Origin of the sequence: Paracidovorax cattleyae, from assembly GCF_900104515.1 — a bacterium.
GTDB lineage: Bacteria > Pseudomonadota > Gammaproteobacteria > Burkholderiales > Burkholderiaceae_C > Paracidovorax > Paracidovorax cattleyae.
The window spans coordinates 25,941-48,666 of the sequence record NZ_FNJL01000017.1; the positions used below are offsets into that span (position 1 = coordinate 25,941).

Below are 22,726 nucleotides of genomic sequence, written 5' to 3' on the forward strand. Positions count from 1 at the left end.
GGCGTGCGAAGAAGGGTCTGGCGCCGTCAGACGCCGTAGCGCTGGCGGTAGGCCAGCACGCGCTCGTGGTGGGCGCCCATGTCGGAGCCCCCGCGGTCCTGCAGATATTGCAATAAATCGGCCAGCTTGGCGATGGTGCACACCTGCATGCCCAACTGGCCGCGCACGTACTGCACGGCGCTGTGGTCCACGTCCTGGCCGTTCTCGGTGGCCTTTTCCTGGCGGTCGAGGGCGATGGCCATCGCATGGGGTACCGCACCGGCCGCCCGGATGAGCGCGATGGATTCGCGCGCGGCGGTGCCCGCGGACATCACGTCGTCCACGATGAGCACGCGCCCCCGCAGCGGCGCACCGACCAGCGTGCCACCTTCGCCATGGTCCTTGGCTTCCTTGCGGTTGTAGGCGAAGGGCACATTGCGGCCATGGCGGGCCAGCTCCACCGCCACCGTGGCGGCCAGCGGGATGCCCTTGTAGGCGGGCCCGAAGACCATGTCGAACTCGATGCCGCTTGCAGCCAAGGCTTTTGCATAGAATTCCGCGAGCCGGCCCATCTTGGCGCCATCGTCGAAAAGCCCGGCATTGAAGAAGTACGGGCTCATGCGGCCCGCCTTGGTCTTGAATTCGCCGAACCTGAGCACGCCCGCCTCCACGGCGAAGTGCACGAATTCCTGGGCGAGGCGGTCCGCCGACGCGCCCTCTCCTGCCATTTTCTCCCCCGCCTGCCGCTGCGCGCCGTCTGCCACCATGGATGCTTCCCTTTTCAAATTGACCAGCCTGAACCTCAACGGCATCCGCTCCGCCGCCTCGAAAGGCGTGGAGGCCTGGATCGCCGAGACGCGGCCGGATTGTATTTGCGTACAGGAGATCAAGGCCCAGTCCGCCGACATGGAAGGCCGCTTCGAGACCCTGGCGGGTCTCAAGGGGCATTTCCACTACGCGGCCAAGAAGGGCTACTCGGGCGTGGGCATCTACACCCGCCACGAGCCGAGCGACGTGCGCGTGGGCTACGGCTCCACCGAGTTCGACGCCGAGGGGCGCTACGTGGAGGCCCGCTTCGATACACCGTCGCGCAAGCTGTCGATCATCAGCGCGTACTTCCCGAGCGGCTCGTCGGGGGAGGAACGCCAGCTGGCCAAGTTCCGCTTCCTGGCGGAATTCCACGTGCACCTGATGCGCGTGAAGGAAGAGCGCGAATTCATCCTCTGCGGCGACGTCAACATCGCCCACCAGCAGATCGACCTGAAGAACTGGCGCAGCAACCAGAAGAACAGCGGCTTCCTGCCCGAGGAGCGCGAGTGGGTGACAAAGTTGTTGCACAAGACCGATGCGGGCGGCGGCCTCGTGGACGTGTACCGCCTGCTGCAGCCCGACACCACCGAGGCGGCCTACACCTGGTGGAGCAACCGCGGGCAGGCCTATGCGAACAACGTGGGGTGGCGGCTGGACTACCACCTCGCCACGCCGGCCATCGCGGCGCTGGCACGCACCGAATCCATCTACAAGCAGCAGAAGTTCTCGGACCACGCGCCGATCACGGTGGGCTACGAACTGGCGATCTGATCAGAACGAGGCATTGAGCGCCACGAACAGGCGCCGCCCCTCATCCACCATCCAGTTGCCGTCCAGCCCGCCCGTGCGGGCGCGCGCGTCCACGGGCACGACCTTGTCCGTCAGGTTGAGCACCGCGAATTTGAGCGCCAGGTTGCGGTTGAAGGCGTATTGGCCGCCGAAATCCAGCGTGGTGGAGGCGCCGCGTTCGCGCACGCCGAGCGCGGCGTTGCGGAAGGCCGCCCAGTACTGCTTGCCGATGTAGCTGGCCGAGGCGTAGAGCGACAGCTGGCCGGTGGCCGTCCAGTCCACGCGCGCGTTGAGCACGTGGCGCGGGGTCTTGTCGAGCGGGCGGCCCTCGAGCGAGGTGCCGTTGAAGGCGGGCTCGCCGCCGCCCTTGCGGCGCGAGTCGGTGAAGGTGTAGTTGCCCGACAGCTTCCAGTCGCGGGCCAGCGTGGTGCCGGCACCGAGCTCCAGCCCGCGCAGGGTCACGCGGTCGATGTTGTCATAGACGTAGATGTTGCGGCCGGCCGAGCGCGGATCGCGCACGCCGGTGTCGTAGCTCGCCACCTTGTTCTTGAATGCGTTGTGGAAGAACGTCGCCGAGACGTTGCTGCCGCCCTGGTCGAAGCGCAGGCCGATCTCCTGGGTGAGGCTGGTCTCGGGCTTCAGGCCACCGTCGCCGCAGAGGGTGCCGGGCGTGGCGCCGCCCGCGCCGCCGGTGGTCATGCAGTAGCCGGTGGTGCTCTGGCGGATGGTGGGGGCCTTGAAGCCCTTGGCGATGCCGCCGCGCAGCGTCCAGGCAGGCGCCAGCTGGTAGACGCCGTAGAGGCGCGGCGTCCAGTGGCGGCCGTAGCGGTCGTCGTCGTCCACGCGCGCGCCGGCCGTCACGGTGAAGCGGTCGGTCACGAAGAATTCGTCTTCGGCGAACAGCGCCCAGCCATTGAGCTTCACGCGGTCCACGTTGGCACCGTAGCCGCCCGGTGCCGCATCCTGCGCGGCGATGCCGGTCAGCTCGTTGCGCGTGGCCTGGCCGCCTACCTTGAGCACGCTGCGCCCCAGCGGCAGCGTGGCGGTGCCGTCCAGCACGGTGTTGGTGAGCTCGGGCGCCACCGGGTTGCGGCCGCCCGTGCGCCACTGCGTCTGCTGGCCGACCTCCTGGTAGAGCGACACGGCGGTGGTGCCGAAATCCCAGCGGCCGTCGTGGGCGATCGCCCAGTGGCGCCGCTCGTGCTCGGTGCGCACCACGGTGGTTGCCGAGGCGGTGGGCGAGAGCGAGCGGCCGGGCGTGCTCTTTTGCGTGAAGCGGCCCTGGCCGGCCTCGAAGGTCCACTCCTGGCCCGCCGAGGGTTTCAGGGTGAACTTGGCCGTCAGCTCCTCGTCGCGGTTGCCGAAGTTGCCGCTGGTGGCGTTGAGCGGGAAGAAGATGTCGTCCTCGCCGCGGTGGCGCGATTTGCCGAAGACCTGCACGCCCAGCACGTCGTCGCGCAGCGGGCCACCGATCCAGAAGTCTGCCAGCGTGGAGTCGCCCTGGTCGCGGTCCTGCTGCCAGATGCCGCCGACCTCGAGCGAGCCGCTCCATTGCTTCGGCACCTTGCGGGTGATGATGTTGATCACGCCGCCCATCGCGTCCGCGCCATAGAGGGAGGACATCGGCCCGCGTACCACCTCGATCCGCTCGATGGCGGCCAGCGGCGGGATCAGGTTCGACTGCACGCCCGCCGTGCCGCGGTTCATGGTCTCGCGCGTGCCCTGCCGGCGGCCATCCACGAGGATGAGGGTGTATTCGCCGGGCATGCCGCGGATGACGATGTCCTTTTCGTTGGCGCTGGCGCCGACCACGCTCACGCCTTCCAGGTCCTTCATCACGTCCTGCAGCGTGGCGTAGGGGCGCTGATCCAGTTCCTCGCGCGTGATCACCGAGATGCTCGCGGGGGCCTCCCTGACCTGCTGCTCGCGCCCGCTGGCGGTGACGACCACGGTGCCGAGCGCGGGGGCGTCGGCGGACGCATCGGCGGCGGCGGTCTGCGCCTGGGCGCCCGCGGCGGCGCAGGCGCCCAGCAGGGCGGCGGCGAGCCAGGGATGGAGCGACGGAGCGCGTCGGCGGAAGGATTCGGAGGGAGGAAGAAGGTGCATGGCGCGGCGTGGCGGAGTGATGGTTTCAGGAATGATTCGCATTACTTTCTGAAACGATTCTTCCATGCCCTGCCTGCGCGGTGGTTTGCCGCGCCAACAAAGATGTTTGCGCGGAAGGCCCGGGCCAGCGTGGCTCGGGTGCCCGAGCCGCCGCTCTCTTCAGACGCGGCTGCGGGCCTGCTTGGGCGAGAGGCCGAAGCGGCGCTTGTACGCGGTGGCGAAGTTGGCCGCGCTGGTGTAGCCGGCCACCATCGCGGCCTGGCCGACGGTGAGGCCGTCGCGCTCCAGGGCCTGGCGGGCGCGCTGCAGGCGGCAATCGCGCAGGTAGTCGAACACCGTCGTGCCGTAGACCGTGCGGAACTGGCGCTGCAGCGTGTTGGCGTTCACCCCGGCGCGGCGCGCGATCTCGTCGAGCGAGAGCTGGTCCGCCTCGCCCGAGCCGAGGAAGGCGTGCAGCTCGCGCAGGCGCTGGTGCTCACGCGGGCGCAGCGCGGCGGACGAGGCCGCGGGGGGCGGCGGCGCGGCGGGATTGCGGTAGAGCGTGCCGAGTGCCTCGCCCACGAGTTCGAGGGCGCGGCTTTCCAGGTAGAGGTGCTGCAGCAGTGGCTCGAGCACCGGCGGGCGCACGAGCTGTTCGGCGATCGCCACGGCGCGCGGCGAGGCCTGCCACCGCTGCATGGCGAGGTGGCGGTGGCGGAATTCGCCCAGCTGCCCGCGGGCGCCCGGCGGATCGCCGCCCTCGCCCAGCGCCTGGGCGATCCAGTCCCAGCCCAGGCCCAGGCTCACGCGGCGCGCATAGGTACCCTGGCGGGCCCGGCGGGTGAAGTGCTCGCGCTCGGCCACCGATACGAGCAGGGCGCTGGCATGGCCGGCGCGGCCCGTGAGCCGCACGCGCTCGGGGCCGTACGAGACGTCCACCGAGCCTTCCAGCAGCAGCACGATGCGCAGCCCTTCCTCGATTTCGGCCTGCGCGGTGAGGTCGCGCTCGTCGCAGGCATCGTCGGTGTGCAGATGCAGCCCTGGTCGCAGTTGCCGCATGCGCAGGAAATGCGCACGCAGCGCGGGCTCGGCGGCGAGCGCGCCGGGCACGGATGCGAGGGGATGGACGGAAGGTGCGGACGGCGGCACGGCGGGGCAGCGGCGGCAGGGGAAACGGGCGAGATGCAGGGGCAGAGGCCGGGCGGAAAGCGGCCAGCGGACAAGGAGGCGGGGCCGCGCAAACATCTTCGTTGGCGGTGCAAACACGCGGTGCCGCAGTGCGTGGGATGCTATCAGGCAGCGATCGATAACACAAATGGTTCTCAATACAATTCCATGGCAACCCGGTCGGTGCCGGTCTCGCTCCCCTGGTCTGCGCATCCTGCCCGGTGTGATCCGCGGGACGCATCCCGAGCGCACGGATCGCGCGCGGCTGCCTTCCCCTCCGCCCGTCCGGCTTCTTCCTCTCTCCTGCATCCGCCACGCCACCATGACCTTCCTTTTTCGCCGTTCCGTTTGCCGCACCCTCTGCGGCGCCGTGGCCGCGGCCGCCGGCCTGTGGGCCCTGCCCGCCACCGGCCAGGCACAGCCTGTCGCTGCGGCCGGCTTCATCGAAGTGACCGATCTCGCGCAGCGCACCGTCCGCCTGCCGGCCCGCGTGGACCGCGTGCTGCTCGGCGAGGGCCGGCTGCTGCCCGCCCTCGCCGTCTTCGACCGCGAGGACCCGACGCGCCGGCTCGTGGGCATGATGGGCGAATTCGAGAAGCTCGACGCCCCCGGCTACGCGCAGTGGGCGCGCCGCTTTCCGCATCTCGACCAGGTGCCGCGCGTGGGGCGCACCAGCAGCGGCAGCTTCAGCGACGAGCAGGCGGTCGCGCTGCGGCCCCAGGTGGCGATCCTCGGGCTGGCCGGCGGGCATGGCCCGAGCGAGCGGGACCGCGAGACGCTGGCGCGCCTGGAGGCGGCCGGCGTGGCCGCGGTGTTCATCGATTTCCGGCACGACCCGTTGCGCAACACGCCGCGCAGCATGGCGCTGCTGGGCGAGGTGCTGGGCCGACGTGCCGAGGCCGACGCCTTCGTCACAGCCTGGAAGGCGCAGCTGGCCGTGGTGACGGACCGGCTGGCGCGCGCCAGGCCGGAGGCGCCCACGGTGTTCCTGGAAAACCGCGTGGGCCTCTCCGAAGGCTGCTGCGACACGATGGTGGGCCTCGTGGGCATGCTGCTGGACGCCGCGGGGGGCCGCAACATCGGCAAGGGGCTGGTGCCCGGGGAATTCGGCACGCTGAACCCGGAGTTGCTGATCGCGCGGCAGCCGCGCTTCTACATCGGCACGGGAATCGGCTCGGCCGCCACGGCGCAGGGGATGCCGCTGCGCATCGTGCTGGGCGCCGACGCCACGCCCGAGGCGGCGCGCGCCTCGCTCGCGCGCGCGGTGCAGCGCCGCGGCATCGCCCAGCTGAAAGCCGTGCAGGAGGGCCGCGCCTTCGCCATCTGGCACCACTTCTACAACTCGCCCTTCAACGTGGTCGCGGTGCAGGTGTTCGCCAAATGGCTGCATCCCGAACTGTTCGCAGACGTCGACCCGCGCGAGACCTTCCGCACGCTGACCGAGCGCTTCCAGCCCTTCGCGCTGGAAGGCACCTACTGGACGGAGCTGCCCCGATGAGCGCCGGGCCCACCTCGGCAGAGCGCCGCGGCCTGCTGTGCGCAGGCGCGGGGGCGGCGCTCGCGCTGGCGGGATGCGCGGCCGGGCAGCCGGTCCTGGCGACCCGCCACGCGGATGCCGCCCTGCCGCCGCTGGACGGCGCGCCCGCCTTCGCCATGCCGGGCACCCGGCAGATCGACTGGGCCGCGAACGGCCACGTGCACCGCATTTTCGTGGCGGAGCCGCTGGTCCCGCCGCCACCCGAGGGCCACCCGGTGATCTTCGTGCTGGACGGCAACATCCTGTTCCCGATCGTGGCGCAGCTGGTGCGCAACCGTGCGGTGCGCAGCGATGCGGCGGCGCGTTCCTCGGCGGTGGTGGTGGGCCTGGGTTACGCCACGCCGGGCGTGCTGGACACCACCGCCCGCGCCTACGACTACACGCCGCCCCTGCAGGGTGACGATGCGGGGACCGCGGGGGCGCCGCTGGTGGACCCGCGCGGTCGCCGGGAAGGCGGCGCCGACGCGTTCCTCGACCTGCTCGAAGGGCGCATCCGCCCCTGGATCGCGGAGCGCTTCCCGCTCGACCCGCGGCGGCAGACGCTGTTCGGCCATTCGTACGGCGGCCTGCTGACGCTGCACGCCCTGTTCACCCGCCCCGCCCTGTTCACGCACTACTGCGCCGCCAGCCCGTCGGTGTGGTGGCGCGGCGGGCCGCTGGCGCGGGAGCGGGATCGATTCATCACCCGCGCGCGTGCCGGGGCGCTGCCGCCTGCCGGCATCGACCTGCTGATGACCGCGGGGGGCCGCGAGGGCGCGCCGCCGGTGCTGCCGACGGACCCCGCGCGTGCGGCCATCGTGCGCCAGCGCCAGGCCGGGGGAACGCCGCAGGACTGGGCGCGGCACCTGGAGGGCGTGCCGGGACTGCGCACGCGCTTCGTGCGCTTCGAGGACGAGGACCACGGCAGCACGATGGCACCGGCCGCGGGGCGCGCCGTCGCGCTCGCGCTGCAGGAGGCCGCCGCATGACCGTGGATGCACCGAGCGCCCCGGGCGCCGGCGACGCGGCGGGCGCAGCGCTCGCCCGCCGCTACCGGCGTTTCGCCTCGGTGCGCGTGCTGGTGCTCGCGGCCATGGCGGTGGCACTCGCGCTGGCGTTCGCGGTGGACGTATCCACCGGCCCCTCCCACTTTCCTCTGGCCGACGTGTGGGCCGGCCTGCTGGCGCCGGGCACGCTGCCGGACGAACAGCGCGTTATCCTCTGGGAAGTGCGCCTGCCCTATGCCGCGATGGCCGTGCTCGTGGGCGCCTCGCTGGGGCTGGCCGGCGCGGAGATGCAGACGGTGCTCAACAACCCGCTCGCCAGCCCGTTCACCCTCGGCATCTCGGCGGCCTCGGCCGTGGGGGCGTCCGTCGCCGTGGTCTCGGGCCTGACGCTGGTCGCGTTCGGCGAGAACCTGGCCGTACCGCTGTGCGCCTTCGCCGCGGCGACCGGCGCCACGCTGCTCATCCAGTTCCTGGCCTGGCGCTTCGGCGCCACGGTGGACACGGTGGTGCTGTTCGGCATCGCGCTGCTGTTCACCTTCGAGGCACTGCTGTGGCTGCTGCAGTTCATCGCCGACAGCAACGCGCTGCAGCAGATCGTGTTCTGGACCATGGGCAGCCTGTCGCGCGCCACCTGGAACAAGATCGGCCTGGTGGGCACGGTGTTCGCGTTCTGCGGGCTCTGGTCGGCGCGCCACGCCTGGCCGCTCACGGCGCTGCGCGCGGGCGAGGACCAGGCGCGCAGCTTCGGCGTGGCGGTGGAGCGGCTGCGGCTCGTGACAATGCTGCGCGTGAGCCTGCTGGCGGCCACCGCGCTGTCGTTCGTGGGCACGATCGGCTTCGTGGGCCTCGTGGGGCCGCACATCGCGCGGCTGGTGGTGGGCGAGGACCACCGCTACTACCTGCCGGGCAGCGCGCTCGCGGGCGCGCTGATGCTCGCGGGCGCCTCCATCCTCAGCAAGGCGCTGGTGCCGGGCGTGGTGCTGCCGATCGGCATCATCACCGCGCTGGTGGGCGTGCCGATGTTCATGGCGCTGATCCTCGCGCGCAGGCGGCCGGCATGAGCGCGGCGAACCACGATGCAGCGGTGGAAGGCCTGGTGCTGCAGCAGGTGCAGGTGGGCTACCCGGGCCGCACGGTGCTCTCGGACATCGCGCCTGCGCGCGCCATGCCCGGCACACTCACCGCCGTGGTGGGCCCCAATGCCGTGGGCAAATCCACGCTGCTGCGCGCCATCGCGGGCCTGCAGCCCGCGCGCGGCTCCATGCGCCTGGACGGTGACGACCTCGCCGGCCTGGCTCCGCGCGAACGGCTGCGCCGCGTGGGCTACCTGCCGCAGACGCTGCCGCAGGCCACCTCGCTGGTGGTGCACGAATCGATGCTGAGCGCCGTGCGCGCAGGCCGCCCGGACCTTGCCGGCGCGCGCGCCGACGCCGCACTGGCCCGCGTGCTCGGCGACCTGGGCCTGGACGGCCTGGCGCTGCGCCGGCTGGACGAACTCTCCGGCGGGCAGCGCCAGATGGTGGGCCTCGCCCAGGTACTGGTGCGTGCGCCCCGGCTGCTGCTGCTGGACGAGCCCACCAGCGCGCTCGACCTGCGCTGGCAGCTCACCGTGCTGCAGACCGTGCGCGCCCTGGTGGACGGCGGGCAGACGCTCGCGCTCATCGCCGTGCACGACCTCAACCTGGCCCTGCGCTTCTGCGACCGCATCCTGGTGCTGGGCCAGGGCCGCATCCTGGCCGATGGCGTACCCGCCGACGTGGTTACGCCGCAATTGCTGCAGCAAGCCTACGGCGTACGGGCGCGCGTGGAGCGCTGCTCGCGTGGCCACCCGGTCGTGCTCGCCGACGAAGCGCTGGCCCTGGCCGGCGCCGCCGCGATCGCCCGTGCCCCACACCCCCACGACACTGCCTTTTCATGATCACACGCCACGGCCGCATGGACACCGCCGAGGCCAGCCGCTTCCTCACGCGGCTGTGCTACCACTTCCGCCGCAAGATCCCGGTCGAATACGACCAGGTGCGCGGGGACGCGCGCTTTCCGTGGGGCGCATGCGTGCTGCGGGCGGACGCCGGCCAGTTGTCCTTCGACTGCAGCGCGGCCGACGCCGAAGCGCTCGCGCGCGTGCAGCATGCGATCGATTCGCACGTGGAGCTGTTCTCGCGAAAGAGCCCGCTGCAGGTGGTGTGGGACGCGCCGGTGCATGCGGATGCAGATGCGGGCCCGGACGCGCGTGTGGGCACGTGCAGCGGCGCCCCTTTCTGAAGCGCCGTCGGCCGTTTCAGTCCCAGGCCGGGGCCAGTCCTTCCGGGTCCACCAGCCGGCCGCCGCGGTCCAGCGCGGCGATGCGTTGCATGTGGGCATCCTCCAGCCGCAGCTGCGTGGCGCGCAGGTTGGAGTGACGGTGCTCGCGGCGCGTGGACGAAGGGATCACGGCGAAGCTCGACTGCATCGCCCAGGCCAGTGCGACCTGGGCCGGTGTGGCATCGCATTCCTGCGCGATCGACTGGATCTCCGCATCCTGCAGCATCTGGCCGTAGCCAGACGGCGTCGGGCGTCAGCCGGGCGCTCGCGCGCCTGGAGAAGAAGCTCGACACGACGCTGCTGCGCCGCACCACGCGCCGCATCGAGCTCACGGAGGAAGGCCACGCCTTCCTCACGCGCGCCCGGGCCATCCTCACGGCCCTGGACGAGGCGGAAGAGCACATGGCTGCACGCCGGCACCAGCCCGCAGGACGCCTGCGCGTGAACGCGGCCACGCCGTTCATGCTGCACGTGGTGGCGCCGCTGGTGCCTGCATTCCGCAGCACCTGCCCGCAGATCGCCCTGGAACTGGACACCGACGAACGCAACATCGACCTGCTGGAGCGGCGCACGGATGTCGCCACCCGCATCGGCACGCTGCGCGATTCCACGCTGCATGCCCGCCCGCTGGGCTCCAGCCGCCGCGGCCCCCATGGCGACGCATGGACTGTCACTCCGGACATCGCGGCCTCCAGCGGCGAAACCCTGCGCCAGCTCGCGCTGGCGGGCGCCGGCATCGTCTGCCTGTCGGATTTCATGACCGCGCATGACCGCGAGCGCGGAGACCTCTTGCAGCTGCTGACCCGGGATACGGCCTACGTGCGGCAGCCCATCAGCGCGGTGTACTACCGCAACACGCAGCCGGCATCGCGCATCGCCTGCTTCCTGGATTTCCTGGCGGCCCGCCTGGTCGAGCCCGGGCATTGAGAGGCCTCTGTAGGACCGTGCCTCCTCCTGGAGACAGGCTTGCGAAAACGCAAGGCGCCCCGCCCCCCGGGGCACTCCAATGCCGCCATGCGCCCGACGAACATCCCTTTACTCCGCCCCGGCATGTACGTACGCTCCCGGAACGGGAACATCCGCATGCTGGTGACCTGCGACAACGGCGACGGCTCCTTCATCTGCTTCTGGTTCTGCGAGGAGCGCGACCGGCTGGTCTGGCAGCGATTCGCGTGCGGCGATCTGTGCCCGGACCTGCGGCCCGGCATCCGGCCGTCCACGGGCCAAAAAACCCCGCGCCGCGGCAACCATGCCCGGCCCGCCGGCGCATGACGGGTGTGCCCGGCCGTACGCTCTGTTGCAGACTGCCTTTTACGCGCGCACCTGCTGATGCTTAGACTGGGCCATGTTCCTCGACTACAACCCCGACGACCTCGATGTCCGGATCTCGGAACTGCTGGTGGCCACCTGCGACTCCGCCGACCCCGAACTGCCGTCTGCCGTCCCCGCCGTCCTCCGCCTGCTGCGCACGCGGCTGGACATGGACGTGGCCTTCGTCTCGCAGATCGCAGACGGGCGCCGCACGATCCAGGCGGTGGACCACGCGCCCGGCTTCGATCCCCTTCCGGCCGGCACGTCCGACCCGGTCGAGGAAACCTGGTGCCAGCACGTCATCGAAGGCCGGCTGCCGGAGCGCACGGAGAATGCGGCCGCCTACGTCAAGGCAGGGAAGGCGCCGGATCCGGGGTATCCCGTCGGTACGCTTCTGAGCACGCCGGTGCGCCTGCCCGGAGGCGGGGTCTATGGCACGCTGTGCTGCTTCAGCCGGGGCATCCACCCGGAAGCCGACATCGGCCGCCTGCGGTACACGGCCGACCTGCTGGCATCGCGGCTCAAGCCCGGGACAGGCAAGCCGGCTTCCGCCGGCTGAGCGGGCAGGCCGGTACAGCCGGTGCCGCTGCGGGCCTACAGGTGGAAATCGCCCCGGGCTTCCGGCTGGTAGAGCACCTTCCGGATACGGATGCGACGGGTCCGGTTCGCGATCCGCCAGCGGAAGGCTTCGCCCTCCCGGTAGCCCAGGATCGCGGTGCCGAGGCCCGAGCAGACGGAATGCCTGCCGGCGGCCTCGTCCACATCCCCCGGATAGACCAGTGCCACATCCACCCCTTCGTCGTCCACCTCCAGCAGGGCCCTGGAATTCACCGTGACGACGTCCTCCGCCACCTGCCGCGGATCGACGACGGTGGCCCGCTCGATCTCGTGCTCCAGTTCGAAAATCTCCGGATCCGGGTGGAACGCGACGAGTTGCCGGAGCCGGGCCTCGCCGATCTCGGTGACGTGGATGGCGGGGGTACTGGCCACAGGGTGTTCGCGCAGGAGCCGGAGATAGCGATCCGAGCCCATGGCCAGGGACGTTACGGAAGGCCCTTCGCTTTCCAGCGCGAATCCGCTGCGCAGGAACGCCTTGAGCGACCGCGCGTTGTCCGGATGGACTTTGGCGATGAGCCTTTCGGCCCGCATGTCGAAGAAGGCGCGCTTCATCCCTTCCCGGATCGCGCTGGCCCCCAGCCGGCGCCCCAGTTGGCGCGGTCGCCGATGGCCAGGACCATCTCGCAGTCCGGGCCGTCCTTGACGAGGCGGACGAAGCCCACGGGCACGTCATGCCGGTCGCAGGCCATGAAGAACCGGCCACCCTGGTTGAACAGATGCGTGAGCACCGGCAGCTGGACCCGGCCGACCACCTGCCCGATGGACCGGAAGACATCGCGCGCATCGCTCAGCTAGCGGGTCACGCCCTCGTCTTCCAGCCAGTCCATCAACAGGAGTGCGTGGGCCCGGGTGATTTCCGGGCACAGGGAAATGAAAGGCTTGTTCATCTTCACCCCATCGGGTTGCGACCATGAAAGCCTTCCATGGCCAGGGCCATGGCGGTTCTTTCGGAAAAAGAATCTGCCCGGCCCAGGTCACCTGATCCGGTCGCGCGAAACGTCCATCACCATCCTGGCAGCCAGATACAGGCGGGGCACGATAGTGCCGATCTGCACGTATTCGGCATCGTTGGAATGCGCGCCGTAGCCCGACAGGCCCATGCCCTCGACAACGGCGCCCCTGGTCTTCAGTCCGGCGAAGGCTGCATCGGTGCCGCCACCGGTGGCCCTCTCGGCGACTTGCAGCGGCAAACCCAGCTCCTGGTAGATAGTCTTGCCATAGCCGGCCACCCGTCGCGAGGCATCGGTCGCTTCCAACGGCGGGCGGCGCACCTCGAATTTCACGGTGACCGCGGAGGCCGGCAGCAGTTTCGTCTGCACCCTGGCCTGCAGCGATTTCTCCAGCCCGTCGAAGTCCGACACCCTCAGTGCGCGGGCATCGGCCTGCGCGGTGGCCTGGGCGGGGATCACATTGCGGTTGGTGCCGGCCTGGGCGACGGTCCAGTTGAGCTTCAGCCCGTCTTCGGTCTTCGAGAGGTCCTTGAGCTGCAGTAGCTGGTGCGACAGTTCGTAGAGCGCGTTCACCCCATCCTCAGGCCTTGCGCCCGCATGCGACGCCTTGCCCTGCACCGTGAGGTAGGCGGCACCGATGCCGCTGGTGGCCAGTCGCAGCATGCCGTCCGTGCCACCGCCTTCGAAGGAGAGCACCGCATCCTGGTCCGCCGCAAGTTGCGTGATGGTGTTGCGCCAGCCGGGCGAACTGATCTCCTCGTCGCCGTTGACCAGCACCGTCAGGGTGCCATAGTCCTTGAACCCGAGCTTGTGCAGCAGCGCTACCGTGTGGATGATCAGCGCGACGCCCTGCTTGTCGTCGGAGATGCCCAGGCCGTAAGCCTTGTCGCCCTCTATCCGGAACGGCTGGTCCTTGAGCATGCCCTTGAGATAGACCGTATCCATGTGGGCGATCAGCATGATCTTCCTGCTGCCGGTTCCCCGATACACCGCCTTCACCGCGGGGCCCACCTTTTCGGGCGTATCGTCCAGGCGGTGGATGTCGGAGGGCTGCAGCACCTCCACCGTGCCGCCAAAGGTCTTGAGCTGGCCGGCAATCAGGCCGGCGATCTGATTCAGTCCCTCGATGTCCTTGCTGCCCGACTCTATCTGGACCAGGTCGCGGAGAGTGTCCAGCACGGCCGGCTGCTCCTTCCGGGCCAGGTCGTGCACTTCGGCCACAGGTGCCGCATGCGCGGCTGCGGCGGCGAAACCCAGGGACAGTGCGACGACGGCGGGGCGAAGTGCGGAGGTCGAAATTCGAGTGTGGCGCATGGGTCTGTACGGGACTTCGGTGGTGTGGGAAGTGGGCAATTATGGACGGGGCCTTTCGGCGGCACGCTCTTGCAACGGCATCTTCGGGATGCTGCCGGGTGCCGGGGCTGTTCGAGCTGCACGGGGCCGGCAACAATGAGGCTTTTCAGCGCGCCCCTTCCAGCCCCATGCTCCACTACCACACCCAACCCGTCACCGCCTTCCAGCAGAACTGCTCGCTCGTCTGGTGCGACGGCACGCAAGCGGCTGCCGTGATCGACCCCGGTGGCGACCTCGACCAGGTGCTCGCGGAGGTGGAACGCCGCGGCCTGCGGCTGGAGCAGATCTGGCTCACGCATGCCCACATCGACCATGCCGGCGGCGCGGGCGAACTGTCCGGGCGGCTGTCCCTGCCGATCACCGGCCCGCATCCGGGGGACCAGTTCTGGATCGACGGGCTGCCGCAGCAGAGCGCGATGTTCGGCTTTCCGCCCGCCCGGCCCTTCACGCCCACGCGCTGGCTGCACGACGGCGAAACGGTGCAGATCGGCAACGAGACGCTGCACGTGCGGCACTGCCCCGGCCACACGCCCGGCCATGTGGTGTTCCACGCGCCGCAGATCCAGCGCTGCTTCGTGGGCGACGTGCTCTTCGCCGGCAGCATCGGCCGCACGGACTTCCCCCAGGGCAACCACCAGCACCTGATCGACAGCATCGTGCAGCGCCTGTGGCCCATGGGCGACGAGACGGTGTTCATTCCCGGACACGGGCCGGAGAGCACCTTCGGGCGCGAGCGGCGCAGCAATCCCTACGTCGGCGGCACCTGAGCGGCCCTCCGCGGCGGATGCGGCGAGCGCCACGGCCGGGCATCCATCCGGCCTTGATGCCCGTCAATGCCCCGACGGCGGCATGCGGGCATCCTTTCCGGCAGGCCTGATGGCACCGCGCAATCGGTCGTTTCCGATCCATGGCGGGCCACGGGCCTCACCGTGAAAGCAAAGCCTCCGCCATGACGACGACACCCGTCCCCTCGCCCTCTCCCGCCGCTCCGATCACCTCGCAGCCCGAGCCCGACTCCCGCCGCAAGCTCGGCTACCTGCTGCTCGCCCTGGGCCTGTATGCGCTGGTGCTCGCCCTGCCCGCGCCGGCCGGGCTCTCGCCTTCGGGCCAGGTCGCCCTGGGGCTGCTGGTGCTCGTGGTCACGCTGTGGATCAGCGAATGCGTCTCGCCCGCCAACAGCGCGGTGCTGCTCACCGGCATGGCGGTGGTGGGGCTGATGGGCAAGCCGCTCACGCCGGGCGCCAAACCCATGGGCTCGGCCGATGCGCTCACCGTGATGCTGGGCGGCTTCTCATCCACGGCCGTGCTGCTGGTGGCCGCCGCGCTGTTCCTGGCCGTGGCGCTCAAGCACACGGGGCTGGACCGCCGCGTGGCCCTGCTGGTGATGAGCCGGGTGGGCATCTCGCCGGCCCGCCTCACGCTGGGCGCCATGCTGGTGGGGTTCGTGCTGGCGCTGTTCATTCCTTCCGCCACGGCGCGCGTGGGTGCGGTCATTCCGATCATGGTCGGCATCACCGCGGCGCTCGGCCTGCCCGTGGGCAGCAGCCTGGGCGCCACGCTGATGATCGTGACGGCGCAGGCCTGCTCGATCTTCAACATCGCGGTGAAGACGGGCGCGGCGCAGAACCTCATCAGCCTGAACTTCATGCAGGGTGCCTTCGGGCACGGCGTGACCTGGGGGCAGTGGTTCCTGGCCGCCCTGCCCTTCACCGTCGGCATGTCCGTGGTGCTGTTCTTCGTGTCGCTGTGGCTGCTGCGCCCGCAGGTGCCCGACGCCGAGGGCGCCGCGGGCAACCTGCGCGAGCAACTGCGCGCGCTGGGCCCCGTCAGTGCCCCGGAAAAGCGCCTGATCGCGGTGGCGCTGCTGCTGCTCGTGCTCTGGTCCACCGAAGGCACGCTGCACCCGTTCGACACGACCACCACGACGCAGCTGGGCATCGCCCTGTTGCTCATGCCCCGCATCGGCGTGATGCACTGGGCGCAGGCAGAAAAACTCGTGCCCTGGGGCACCGTGGTGCTGTTCGCGGCCTCGATCTCGCTCGGCACGCTGCTGCAACGCACCGGGGCGGCCGGCTGGCTGGCCCAGCAGACGCTGGGGCAGTTGGGGCTCTCGGGCCTGCCGGTGGTGTCGGTGATCGGCGCGCTGGCCGTGTTCAGCATCGTGCTGCACCTGGGCTTCGCCTCCGCCACGGGCCTGGCCAGCACGCTGATCCCCATTTTCATCGCCTTCGCGCAGACGCTGCCGGTCTCGAAGGAGACGGCATTCGGCATCGTGCTCGTGCAGAGCTTCGTGGTGTCGTTCGGCTTCATCCTGCCGACGAACGCGCCACAGAACATGCTGTGCTATGGCACGGGCGCGTTCGGCACGCTGCAGTTCGCCAAGGTGGGGCTGGTGGTGACGCTGGCGGGCCTGGCGCTCATCCTGCTGCTGTCGGCCACGCTGTGGCCCTGGATGGGCGTGCTCTGACGCTGCGCAGGCGGCGCGGGCTCATCCGCGCCGCGCGGCCTGGTAGAGGCCCTGCACGCGCGGCACGTTCTGCTCCAGCTCGCGGATGCGGTCCGGCCCGCTCGGGTGGGTGGACAGGAACGCGAGGCCGCCCTGACCGCCCGTTGCCTCGCCCATCTTGCGCCAGAGCGTGACGGCGGATTCGGGGTTGTAGCCGCCGCGGGCGGCCATTTCCAGGCCGACGAGGTCGGCCTCCGTCTCGTCGCTGCGGCTGAACTTGAGGGAGATCAGCTGCGTGCCGAGGTTCGCGGCCGCGTTGCCCAGGTCGCCCAGGCCCAGCAACTGCGCGCCGAGCGACAGGCCCATGCTCGTGGCCTGCGTCTTGGCCAGGCGGGCGCGGGCGTGCTCGCGCAGTGCGTGGGCCATCTCGTGGCCCATGACCATGGCGGCCTCGTCGTCGGAGAGCTTGAGCTGGTCCAGGATGCCGGTGTAGAAGGCGATCTTGCCGCCCGGCATGCAGAAGGCGTTGATCTGCTTGCTGCCGATCAGGTTGACCTCCCACTTCCACTGCCGCGCGCGGTCGTTCCACTGGGCGGAGAAGGGGATGAGGCGCTGGCCGATGCCGCGCAGGCGCACCAGCTGGGGATGGGTGTCGCCGGCCAGGGCGCGCTGGGCCTTGGCCTTGGCGAGCATCTGGTCGTACTGCTGGTCGGCGGCGGCCTCCAGTTGCTCGGCCGGCACGAGGCGCCGCATCTGCGAGGCAGAGCCCACGTCCACCTGGGCCAGCGCCGGGGCCGCGGCCGCCGCGCCAGCCGCCAGCAGGAAGCCCCGCCGCGCATTCCAGGGTCCGGTGCGCAGGACGGTGCAGAAGCGGCAGCCGGTGTCGGAATGCGGCACGGCCGCCGGAGACCCATCGACGGCCGCGAAAGGGGAAGTCGGGTGATCGTTCGGCATGATGGGGGCGAGTCTAGTGCGCCCTGCCGCAGCGCGGCTGTAGGCCGCCCGCGCAAATGTCCATGCAGCCGAAGCGGCGTCCGTCAGCCCGCACCCCCCTTGCGGCCACGGATCTCCGACCAGACCACGATCAGCAGCCCGCCGAGCACGCCCGCGAGCCCCCACACGGCCATGGCGGACGGCGACTCGCCCACCACCGCCACGGCCAGGGCGAACGCGGTGACCGGCTCGGCCAGCGCGAGGGTGACGCCGGTCGCGCCACTGATGTGCCGCAGCGCGTGCGTGAACAGCAGGTACGCCAGCCCGGTGGCCACCAGGCCCAGGTACAGCACCACCCCCCAGGCGCGCGCCGACACCGCGAGCGGCCCGGCGATGGCGAAGGCGGCCGGCAGGGACAGCATCGCGGCCGAGCCGAACACCGCCAGGTTGACCGCCCCCGGCGCGGCACGGGCCACCAACCGCTGGTTGACGAGCGCATAGGCGGCGTACGACAGGCCGGCCAGCAGGCACAGCGCGATGCCGCCGGGCGGCGCCTGCACGCTGGTGCGGCCGTCCAGCGCCATGGCGGCACCGCCCGCCACGCCGAGCAGCGTGCCCGCCCACCACACGGCCGCGGGCCAGCGGCGCTGCACCACGGTTTGCAGCAGCCCGGCCCAGATCGGGCCGCTGCCGATCGCGATCGCCGTGCCCAGCGCCACGCCGCTGGCCTTCACCCCGGCGAAGAAACTCAGGTTGTAGGCGGCCACGCAGACCCCGCCGGCCAGCACGCCGCGCCAGGGCAGCGCACCGAGGCCGCGCGCGCCGCCCTGCCACCGCAGCAGCGCCGCAAAGAAGGCACCGGCGATCAGCAGCCGCAGCGCCCCCACCCACACGGGCGCCAGGCCGGAAGGCGCGAGGCTCTGCGCCGTGCCGGTCGTGCCCCAGAGCACGGCAGCGAGCAGCACCATGCCGATGCCCAGCGGCGCCCGGGCAGGGGACTGTGCCGGCGGCCGGGAGATGGAGGTGGAAGGTGGCGTCGCGGACGAAGTCGCTGGCGATGGGGAGGACATGGCTGCGAGCGTGCCACGCGGCACGGCCGCCGGATGTCGCGCAACGCTCGAAGTGCGCCTTGCGCCGTGCCTCAGCCCCTTCCCGCGTCTCCGCGCAGCGCGCGGGCACCCGTGCCGCGCTCCCGGCGCAGCGCGCTCGCGAGGGCCGTGCCCGTGGCGTAGCCGCAGGCCAGCGCCGCATCGTCGAGCCGCTGTCCGCGCGCGATGCGCTGCGCGGCGGCATCCAGGCGCAGCCCGCGCAGCCAGGCCTGGGGCGTCGCACCCGTGAGCTCCAGCCAGCGGGCATGGAAGCGCTGCGGGCTCAGGTGGCACAGGGCCGCCATGCGGGACGTGGGCCAGGGTTCGTGCAGGGCGGCCTCCACGGCCTGCTGAAGCCGCTCCAGCGGCAAGGCCCGGCGGGCCAGCACGCGCGGCGCACGGCGCAGCAGGGCTTCCAGGTGGGCGGCCAGCTGCGCGCCCTGCGCGACGGGCGCGCTCCACACGCCAGGCAGCGAGGGCAGGCAGGAGGCGCCGCCAGTCCCTCCGATGGCACGCACAAGTCCATCGCGCGCCTGGGCCGGCACGGCGAAGCGGCGCAGCCGGTCCATGCCCGGTTGCGCCGCCGCATCGACCACGCAGAAGCGGGCCCCGGGAGAGGCCAGGTACCCGTGCCGCGCACCGGCAGGTATCAGGATGCCGCAGGAGGCGTCCACGAACGCCGCGCGGCCGTCCACCTCCAGCTCCATGCGCCCCTGCAGTCCGACCAGCACCTGCGCATGGTCGTGTGCATGCGCGGCGTGCTCCCCGCCGTAGTGGCGCAGGGTGCAGGAAAGGAAGGCGGGGGTTCCCGGCAGCATGGCCCGGATGGTACGCCCGGCGGCCCGCCCCGATAATGCCGCCACGCCCGGCCGCCCCCGCCCCGGGGGACGGCCACGCCCTTGCCCATGACCTCCACGCAGCCTTCAGAGCCTCCATCGTCCGCGCCCTCCGTGCCAGCACCGCCCCGCCGTTCCTGGAAGGCCGCCTGGAAGGTCTATGCCGAACCCGCCAGCCTGCGCATGCTCGCCCTGGGTTTCTCCGCCGGCCTGCCGCTGCTGCTGGTGCTGGGCACGCTGTCGTTCTGGCTGCGCGAGGCGGGCGTGGACCGCACCACCATCGGCTACCTGAGCTGGGTGGGCCTGGCCTACGCCTTCAAATGGGTCTGGGCACCGCTGGTGGACCGCATGCCGCTGCCGCTGCTCACGCGCGCGCTGGGCCGGCGCCGCAGCTGGCTGCTGTTCTCGCAGGCGCTGGTGATGGCGGGCCTGGCGGGCATGGCCTTCAACGATCCGCGCGCGGCCCTGGCGCCCATGGTGTGGTGCGCGCTGGCGGTGGCCTTCGGTTCGGCGACGCAGGACATCGCGCTCGACGCCTTCCGCATCGAATCGGCCGACGCCGACCGGCAGGCCGCGCTGGCGGCCACCTACCAGACGGGCTACCGGCTGGCGATGATCTGGGCCGGTGCCGGCGTGCTGTGGGTCGCGGCGCGCGCCGAGGTGCCCGGCCTCGCGGGCTACCAGCACGGTGCCTGGCGCACGGCCTATCTGGTGATGGCCGCCTCGATGCTGTCGGGCGTGCTCACGGTGCTGCTCTCGCGCGAGCCTGCGCCGCGCCCGCTGCCGCCTGCGCGCAATGCCGCCGAGTGGCTGCGCGGCGCGCTGATCGACCCCTTCGCCGACTTCATCGCGCGCTACCGCTGGCAGGCCGCGCTGATCCTGGCGCTGATCGCCGTCTACCGCATCAGCGACGTGGTGATGGGCATCATGGCCAATCCGTTCTACGTGGACATGGGCTACACCAAGGACGAGGTGGCCGCGGTCACCAAGGTATTCGGCGTCATCATGACGCTGGCCGGCGCGTTCCTCGGGGGCGCGCTGTCGATGCGCGTGGGCGTGATGCGCGTGCTGATGCTCGGCGCGCTGCTGAGCGCGGCCAGCAACCTGCTGTTCGCCTGGCTGGGCCTGCAGGGGCACGACGTGACCCTGCTGGTGCTGGTGGTCTCGGCCGACAACCTGGCCGGGGGCATCGCCTCGGCCGCGTTCATCGCCTACCTCTCGGCCCTCACGAATGTGCAATATTCGGCCACCCAGTACGCGCTGTTCAGTTCCATGATGCTGCTGCTGCCCAAATGGCTCGCGGGGTTCTCGGGGCGTTTCGTGGATGCCTTCGGCTACCCCGAGTTCTTCGCGGCCACGGCGCTGCTGGGCCTGCCCGTGCTGCTGCTGGTGGCGCTGGCCGCGCGGGTGCAGCGGCGCCCGCCGGGCTAAGCGCCGCCGGTTTACCGAAACTTTACGGCCACTTCAACGCCCCGAGATGCGCCGGGAAGAGCATGACATCCTGCCCCTGCAGAAGGAGACGAGAGACGCCATGAGTACCGCCCAGCTGTTGATGATCGAAGACGACTTCCGCCTCGCGCAGATGGTCATCGAATACCTCGGCCAGTCGGGCCTGGAGGTCGCCCACATGGCCGACGGCCAGAGCGGCATGGCGCGGCTGCAGGGCAGCGATGCCGGACCGCTGCCCGACCTCGTGATCCTGGACCTGATGCTGCCCGACATGGACGGCCTGGACGTGTGCCGCCGCATCCGCTCGCTGCCCGGTGCCGCGGCCCAGGTACCGGTGCTGATGCTCACCGCCAAGGGCGACCCCATGGACCGCATCATCGGGCTGGAGCTCGGCGCCGACGACTACCTGCCCAAGCCTTTCGAGCCGCGCGAACTGCTGGCCCGCATCCGGGCCATCCTGCGGCGCCGCGAGACCGGGCCCGCGGCGCCCTCGCAGGCCCTGCGCTTCGGCTCGCTGGAAATCGACCGCGACGCGCGCTCCGTCACGGTGGGCGGCCAGCCGGCCGACCTCACCTCCTACCAGTTCGACCTGCTCGTGGCGCTCGCGGAGCGCGCCGGCCGCGTGCTCACGCGCGACCAGATCATGGAGGCCGTGCGCGGCCGCGAGCTGGAAGCCTTCGACCGCTCCATCGACGTGCACATGGGCCGCATCCGCGCCGCCATCGAATCCGACCCCAAGACCCCCCGCCGCATCCTGACCGTGCGCGGCGTGGGGTACGTGTTCGCCAAGCAACAAGACTGACGGCACGCAAGCCATCCCCCATGTCCAATCCCTTTTCCCGCCGCCTCTACCTGCGCATCTGGCTCGCCGTGGTCGGCGGTATGGCGGTGCTCACGCTGGCGGTGGGATGGGCGTGGCGCATCGCATCGGAGCAGAACGCGCTGTCGCAGCCGGCGCCGCCGCCGCGCGAGGTGGTGCTCATGGATGCCGCGGGCCAGCCCGTGCTGCGCGGTCTCGCGATCCGCGTGCCGCCGACCGCGGGCGGCCCTCCGGGCGGGCTGGAATTCAGCGTGGAGGCGGAGAACGGCGAACTGCCCTACACGCTGCAGTTCTCGCCCCGCGTGCGCCCTCCGGGCCCCGACCGGGACCGGCGCGGCGGCCCGGAGGTCGCTTTCTGGACGCGCCCGCCCTTCGGCTTCCTCTGGATGCTGGGCATCGTGGGGATCGCGGTGGCCGTGGGGGTGTTCCCCATCATCCGCCGCCTGCTCAAGCGGCTGGAGAACCTTCAGCGCGGCGTGCAGCGCTTCGGCGAAGGCGACCTGTCGGTGCGCGTGGCCGAGCACGGCCAGGACGAGGTGGCAGACCTCGCCCGGCAGTTCAACGCCGCTGCCGCGCGCATCGAGACCCTGGTGAAGTCGCACAAGTCGCTGCTGGCCAATGCCTCGCACGAGCTGCGCTCGCCCCTCACGCGCATCCGCATGGGGCTGGAGCTGATGCAGGGCAGCACGCCCTCGCCGGCGTTCCGCTCCGAAATCCTGCGCAACATCGCCGAACTGGATCAACTGGTGGACGAGATCCTGCTCGCCAGCCGCCTCGACGCGCGCGAAGCCGACATGGGCACCGTGGAAACGGTGGACCTGATGGGCCTGGCCGCCGAGGAGTGCGTGCGCGTGGACGCCGAACTGCAGGCCGCCGACGGCACGGCCGCCGATGCGCTGGAAGTGCGCGGCATCGCCAAGCTGCTGCGCCGCGCGCTGCGCAACCTGCTGGAGAACGCGCGGCGCTACAGCCAGGGCGACATCACCGTCACGCTGCGCAGCACGGCGACGCAGGTGGAGGTGAGCGTGTGCGACCAGGGCCCCGGCGTGCCACCGGCACAGCGCGAACGCATCTTCGAGCCCTTCTACCGCCTGCCCGGCGCCAGCGAACGCTCGGGCGGCGTCGGCCTGGGCCTGTCCCTGGTGCGCTCCATCGCGGAGCGGCATGACGGCAGCGTGTACTGCGCGGACCGGCCCGACGGAGCGGACGGCGCCTGCTTCGTGCTGCGCCTGCCCCGCGCCGGCTGACCGACACCCCGGCGGCGCCAC

At 71.2% G+C, this 22,726-nt stretch carries 21 protein-coding genes and 2 pseudogenes; 14 read left to right on the forward strand and 9 right to left on the reverse strand.

What is annotated here, in order from left to right:
- Positions 1 to 26: 26 nt before the first annotated feature.
- Positions 27 to 746 carry an orotate phosphoribosyltransferase gene (gene pyrE / locus BLR05_RS14905; protein WP_377778122.1) on the reverse strand — a complete coding sequence of 240 codons (720 nt, stop codon included), beginning with the start codon at positions 744 to 746 and terminating at the stop codon, positions 27 to 29.
- Here pyrE and BLR05_RS14910 point away from each other — a divergent pair.
- Complete coding sequence (locus tag BLR05_RS14910) at positions 745 to 1,560, forward strand: exodeoxyribonuclease III (protein ID WP_092835546.1); 816 nt, start codon at positions 745 to 747, stop codon at positions 1,558 to 1,560. The genes pyrE and BLR05_RS14910 overlap by 2 nt on opposite strands.
- Here the strand turns inward: BLR05_RS14910 and BLR05_RS14915 are convergent, their stop codons facing one another.
- Both BLR05_RS14915 and BLR05_RS14920 read right to left on the reverse strand, forming a co-directional pair.
- Positions 1,561 to 3,684: a TonB-dependent receptor domain-containing protein gene (locus BLR05_RS14915; protein WP_244160105.1), complete on the reverse strand. Its 2,124-nt coding sequence runs from the start codon at positions 3,682 to 3,684 to the stop codon at positions 1,561 to 1,563.
- A gap of 159 nt (positions 3,685 to 3,843) precedes the next feature.
- Positions 3,844 to 4,812 carry a helix-turn-helix transcriptional regulator gene (locus BLR05_RS14920; protein WP_244160106.1) on the reverse strand — a complete coding sequence of 323 codons (969 nt, stop codon included), beginning with the start codon at positions 4,810 to 4,812 and terminating at the stop codon, positions 3,844 to 3,846.
- 340 nt (positions 4,813 to 5,152) lie between these two features.
- On the opposite strand from BLR05_RS14920, the gene BLR05_RS14925 reads away from it, so the two are divergent.
- Genes BLR05_RS14925 through BLR05_RS14945 form a run of 5 tightly spaced genes read left to right on the forward strand, consistent with a single transcriptional unit; the run spans position 5,153 to position 9,615 of the window.
- On the forward strand, positions 5,153 to 6,328 hold the full coding sequence (locus BLR05_RS14925; protein WP_092835549.1) for an ABC transporter substrate-binding protein: 1,176 nt from the start codon (positions 5,153 to 5,155) through the stop codon (positions 6,326 to 6,328).
- On the forward strand, positions 6,325 to 7,335 hold the full coding sequence (locus BLR05_RS14930; RefSeq protein ID WP_167361271.1) for an alpha/beta hydrolase: 1,011 nt from the start codon (positions 6,325 to 6,327) through the stop codon (positions 7,333 to 7,335). Before BLR05_RS14925 ends, BLR05_RS14930 begins: the two co-directional genes overlap by 4 nt.
- The gene (locus BLR05_RS14935; RefSeq protein WP_092835553.1) at positions 7,332 to 8,414 is read left to right on the forward strand and encodes a FecCD family ABC transporter permease; all 1,083 of its coding nucleotides are present in this window, start codon (positions 7,332 to 7,334) and stop codon (positions 8,412 to 8,414) included. Before BLR05_RS14930 ends, BLR05_RS14935 begins: the two co-directional genes overlap by 4 nt.
- On the forward strand, positions 8,411 to 9,271 hold the full coding sequence (locus BLR05_RS14940; RefSeq protein WP_092835555.1) for an ABC transporter ATP-binding protein: 861 nt from the start codon (positions 8,411 to 8,413) through the stop codon (positions 9,269 to 9,271). Before BLR05_RS14935 ends, BLR05_RS14940 begins: the two co-directional genes overlap by 4 nt.
- A complete protein-coding gene (locus BLR05_RS14945; protein ID WP_092835557.1) occupies positions 9,268 to 9,615 on the forward strand; it encodes a DUF2218 domain-containing protein in 348 nt (115 codons plus the stop codon). The genes BLR05_RS14940 and BLR05_RS14945 overlap by 4 nt, the downstream gene beginning before the upstream one ends.
- 16 nt (positions 9,616 to 9,631) lie before the next feature.
- Here the strand turns inward: BLR05_RS14945 and BLR05_RS14950 are convergent.
- Positions 9,632 to 9,889, reverse strand: a pseudogene (locus BLR05_RS14950) (aldo/keto reductase); the annotation flags it as partial.
- On the opposite strand from BLR05_RS14950, the gene BLR05_RS14955 reads away from it, so the two are divergent.
- The 3 genes from BLR05_RS14955 (at position 9,829) to BLR05_RS14965 (ending at position 11,524) form a co-directional block, all read left to right on the forward strand.
- Entirely contained in the window at positions 9,829 to 10,581 is a 753-nt protein-coding gene (locus BLR05_RS14955) for a LysR substrate-binding domain-containing protein (protein WP_377778126.1), read from the forward strand. The pseudogene BLR05_RS14950 and the gene BLR05_RS14955 overlap by 61 nt on opposite strands.
- 123 nt (positions 10,582 to 10,704) lie before the next feature.
- Positions 10,705 to 10,926 (forward strand): hypothetical protein, encoded by a 222-nt coding sequence (locus BLR05_RS14960; protein WP_225979057.1) that lies wholly within the window; start codon positions 10,705 to 10,707, stop codon positions 10,924 to 10,926.
- Between the two features lie 73 nt (positions 10,927 to 10,999).
- The gene (locus BLR05_RS14965) at positions 11,000 to 11,524 is read left to right on the forward strand and encodes a GAF domain-containing protein (protein ID WP_092835561.1); all 525 of its coding nucleotides are present in this window, start codon (positions 11,000 to 11,002) and stop codon (positions 11,522 to 11,524) included.
- Positions 11,525 to 11,559: 35 nt separating this feature from the next.
- On the opposite strand, the pseudogene BLR05_RS14970 reads toward BLR05_RS14965, so the two are convergent.
- Both BLR05_RS14970 and BLR05_RS14975 read right to left on the reverse strand, forming a co-directional pair.
- Positions 11,560 to 12,470: pseudogene (locus tag BLR05_RS14970) on the reverse strand (bifunctional GNAT family N-acetyltransferase/nucleoside diphosphate kinase regulator).
- An 87-nt stretch (positions 12,471 to 12,557) separates the two neighbouring features.
- Positions 12,558 to 13,847: a M20/M25/M40 family metallo-hydrolase gene (locus tag BLR05_RS14975; protein WP_092835563.1), complete on the reverse strand. Its 1,290-nt coding sequence runs from the start codon at positions 13,845 to 13,847 to the stop codon at positions 12,558 to 12,560.
- Positions 13,848 to 14,014: 167 nt separating this feature from the next.
- Here BLR05_RS14975 and BLR05_RS14980 point away from each other — a divergent pair, with 167 nt between their 5' ends.
- Both BLR05_RS14980 and BLR05_RS14985 read left to right on the forward strand, forming a co-directional pair.
- Positions 14,015 to 14,653, forward strand: a complete 639-nt coding sequence (locus BLR05_RS14980; RefSeq protein WP_092835565.1) for an MBL fold metallo-hydrolase — start codon at positions 14,015 to 14,017, stop codon at positions 14,651 to 14,653.
- A 182-nt stretch (positions 14,654 to 14,835) separates the two neighbouring features.
- Complete coding sequence (locus tag BLR05_RS14985) at positions 14,836 to 16,353, forward strand: SLC13 family permease (RefSeq protein ID WP_092835567.1); 1,518 nt, start codon at positions 14,836 to 14,838, stop codon at positions 16,351 to 16,353.
- Between the two features lie 21 nt (positions 16,354 to 16,374).
- Here BLR05_RS14985 and BLR05_RS14990 read toward each other — a convergent pair whose 3' ends face one another.
- The 3 genes from BLR05_RS14990 to BLR05_RS15000 all read right to left on the reverse strand — a co-directional run bounded on the left by BLR05_RS14990 (position 16,375) and on the right by BLR05_RS15000 (position 19,171).
- A complete protein-coding gene (locus BLR05_RS14990; RefSeq protein ID WP_092835569.1) occupies positions 16,375 to 17,229 on the reverse strand; it encodes a M48 family metallopeptidase in 855 nt (284 codons plus the stop codon).
- Positions 17,230 to 17,369: 140 nt separating this feature from the next.
- Positions 17,370 to 18,335, reverse strand: a complete 966-nt coding sequence (locus BLR05_RS14995) for a DMT family transporter (protein ID WP_092835571.1) — start codon at positions 18,333 to 18,335, stop codon at positions 17,370 to 17,372.
- 71 nt (positions 18,336 to 18,406) lie between these two features.
- A complete protein-coding gene (locus tag BLR05_RS15000) occupies positions 18,407 to 19,171 on the reverse strand; it encodes a helix-turn-helix domain-containing protein (RefSeq protein WP_092835573.1) in 765 nt (254 codons plus the stop codon).
- Between the two features lie 87 nt (positions 19,172 to 19,258).
- Between BLR05_RS15000 and BLR05_RS15005 the strand changes: the two genes are divergently transcribed.
- The 3 genes from BLR05_RS15005 (at position 19,259) to BLR05_RS15015 (ending at position 22,705) form a co-directional block, all read left to right on the forward strand.
- Entirely contained in the window at positions 19,259 to 20,620 is a 1,362-nt protein-coding gene (locus BLR05_RS15005) for an AmpG family muropeptide MFS transporter (RefSeq protein ID WP_092835575.1), read from the forward strand.
- A gap of 100 nt (positions 20,621 to 20,720) precedes the next feature.
- Positions 20,721 to 21,440 carry a response regulator gene (locus BLR05_RS15010; protein WP_092835687.1) on the forward strand — a complete coding sequence of 240 codons (720 nt, stop codon included), beginning with the start codon at positions 20,721 to 20,723 and terminating at the stop codon, positions 21,438 to 21,440.
- A gap of 20 nt (positions 21,441 to 21,460) precedes the next feature.
- Positions 21,461 to 22,705 carry a sensor histidine kinase gene (locus tag BLR05_RS15015; RefSeq protein WP_092835577.1) on the forward strand — a complete coding sequence of 415 codons (1,245 nt, stop codon included), beginning with the start codon at positions 21,461 to 21,463 and terminating at the stop codon, positions 22,703 to 22,705.
- The last annotated feature ends 21 nt before the right edge of the window (positions 22,706 to 22,726 follow it).

What these genes read in the sequence shown, in the direction of transcription:
- BLR05_RS14910 (WP_092835546.1), top strand. Translation starts at nt 745, where the DNA reads ATGGATGCTTCCCTTTTCAAATTGACCAGCCTGAACCTCAACGGCATC.
- pyrE (WP_377778122.1), bottom strand. Translation starts at nt 746, where the DNA reads ATGGTGGCAGACGGCGCGCAGCGGCAGGCGGGGGAGAAAATGGCAGGA.
- BLR05_RS14915 (WP_244160105.1), bottom strand. Translation starts at nt 3,684, where the DNA reads ATGCACCTTCTTCCTCCCTCCGAATCCTTCCGCCGACGCGCTCCGTCG.
- BLR05_RS14925 (WP_092835549.1), top strand. Translation starts at nt 5,153, where the DNA reads ATGACCTTCCTTTTTCGCCGTTCCGTTTGCCGCACCCTCTGCGGCGCC.
- BLR05_RS14930 (WP_167361271.1), top strand. Translation starts at nt 6,325, where the DNA reads ATGAGCGCCGGGCCCACCTCGGCAGAGCGCCGCGGCCTGCTGTGCGCA.
- BLR05_RS14935 (WP_092835553.1), top strand. Translation starts at nt 7,332, where the DNA reads ATGACCGTGGATGCACCGAGCGCCCCGGGCGCCGGCGACGCGGCGGGC.
- BLR05_RS14940 (WP_092835555.1), top strand. Translation starts at nt 8,411, where the DNA reads ATGAGCGCGGCGAACCACGATGCAGCGGTGGAAGGCCTGGTGCTGCAG.
- BLR05_RS14945 (WP_092835557.1), top strand. Translation starts at nt 9,268, where the DNA reads ATGATCACACGCCACGGCCGCATGGACACCGCCGAGGCCAGCCGCTTC.
- BLR05_RS14960 (WP_225979057.1), top strand. Translation starts at nt 10,705, where the DNA reads ATGTACGTACGCTCCCGGAACGGGAACATCCGCATGCTGGTGACCTGC.
- BLR05_RS14965 (WP_092835561.1), top strand. Translation starts at nt 11,000, where the DNA reads ATGTTCCTCGACTACAACCCCGACGACCTCGATGTCCGGATCTCGGAA.
- BLR05_RS14975 (WP_092835563.1), bottom strand. Translation starts at nt 13,847, where the DNA reads ATGCGCCACACTCGAATTTCGACCTCCGCACTTCGCCCCGCCGTCGTC.
- BLR05_RS14980 (WP_092835565.1), top strand. Translation starts at nt 14,015, where the DNA reads ATGCTCCACTACCACACCCAACCCGTCACCGCCTTCCAGCAGAACTGC.
- BLR05_RS14985 (WP_092835567.1), top strand. Translation starts at nt 14,836, where the DNA reads ATGACGACGACACCCGTCCCCTCGCCCTCTCCCGCCGCTCCGATCACC.
- BLR05_RS14995 (WP_092835571.1), bottom strand. Translation starts at nt 18,335, where the DNA reads ATGTCCTCCCCATCGCCAGCGACTTCGTCCGCGACGCCACCTTCCACC.
- BLR05_RS15000 (WP_092835573.1), bottom strand. Translation starts at nt 19,171, where the DNA reads ATGCTGCCGGGAACCCCCGCCTTCCTTTCCTGCACCCTGCGCCACTAC.
- BLR05_RS15005 (WP_092835575.1), top strand. Translation starts at nt 19,259, where the DNA reads ATGACCTCCACGCAGCCTTCAGAGCCTCCATCGTCCGCGCCCTCCGTG.
- BLR05_RS15010 (WP_092835687.1), top strand. Translation starts at nt 20,721, where the DNA reads ATGAGTACCGCCCAGCTGTTGATGATCGAAGACGACTTCCGCCTCGCG.
- BLR05_RS15015 (WP_092835577.1), top strand. Translation starts at nt 21,461, where the DNA reads ATGTCCAATCCCTTTTCCCGCCGCCTCTACCTGCGCATCTGGCTCGCC.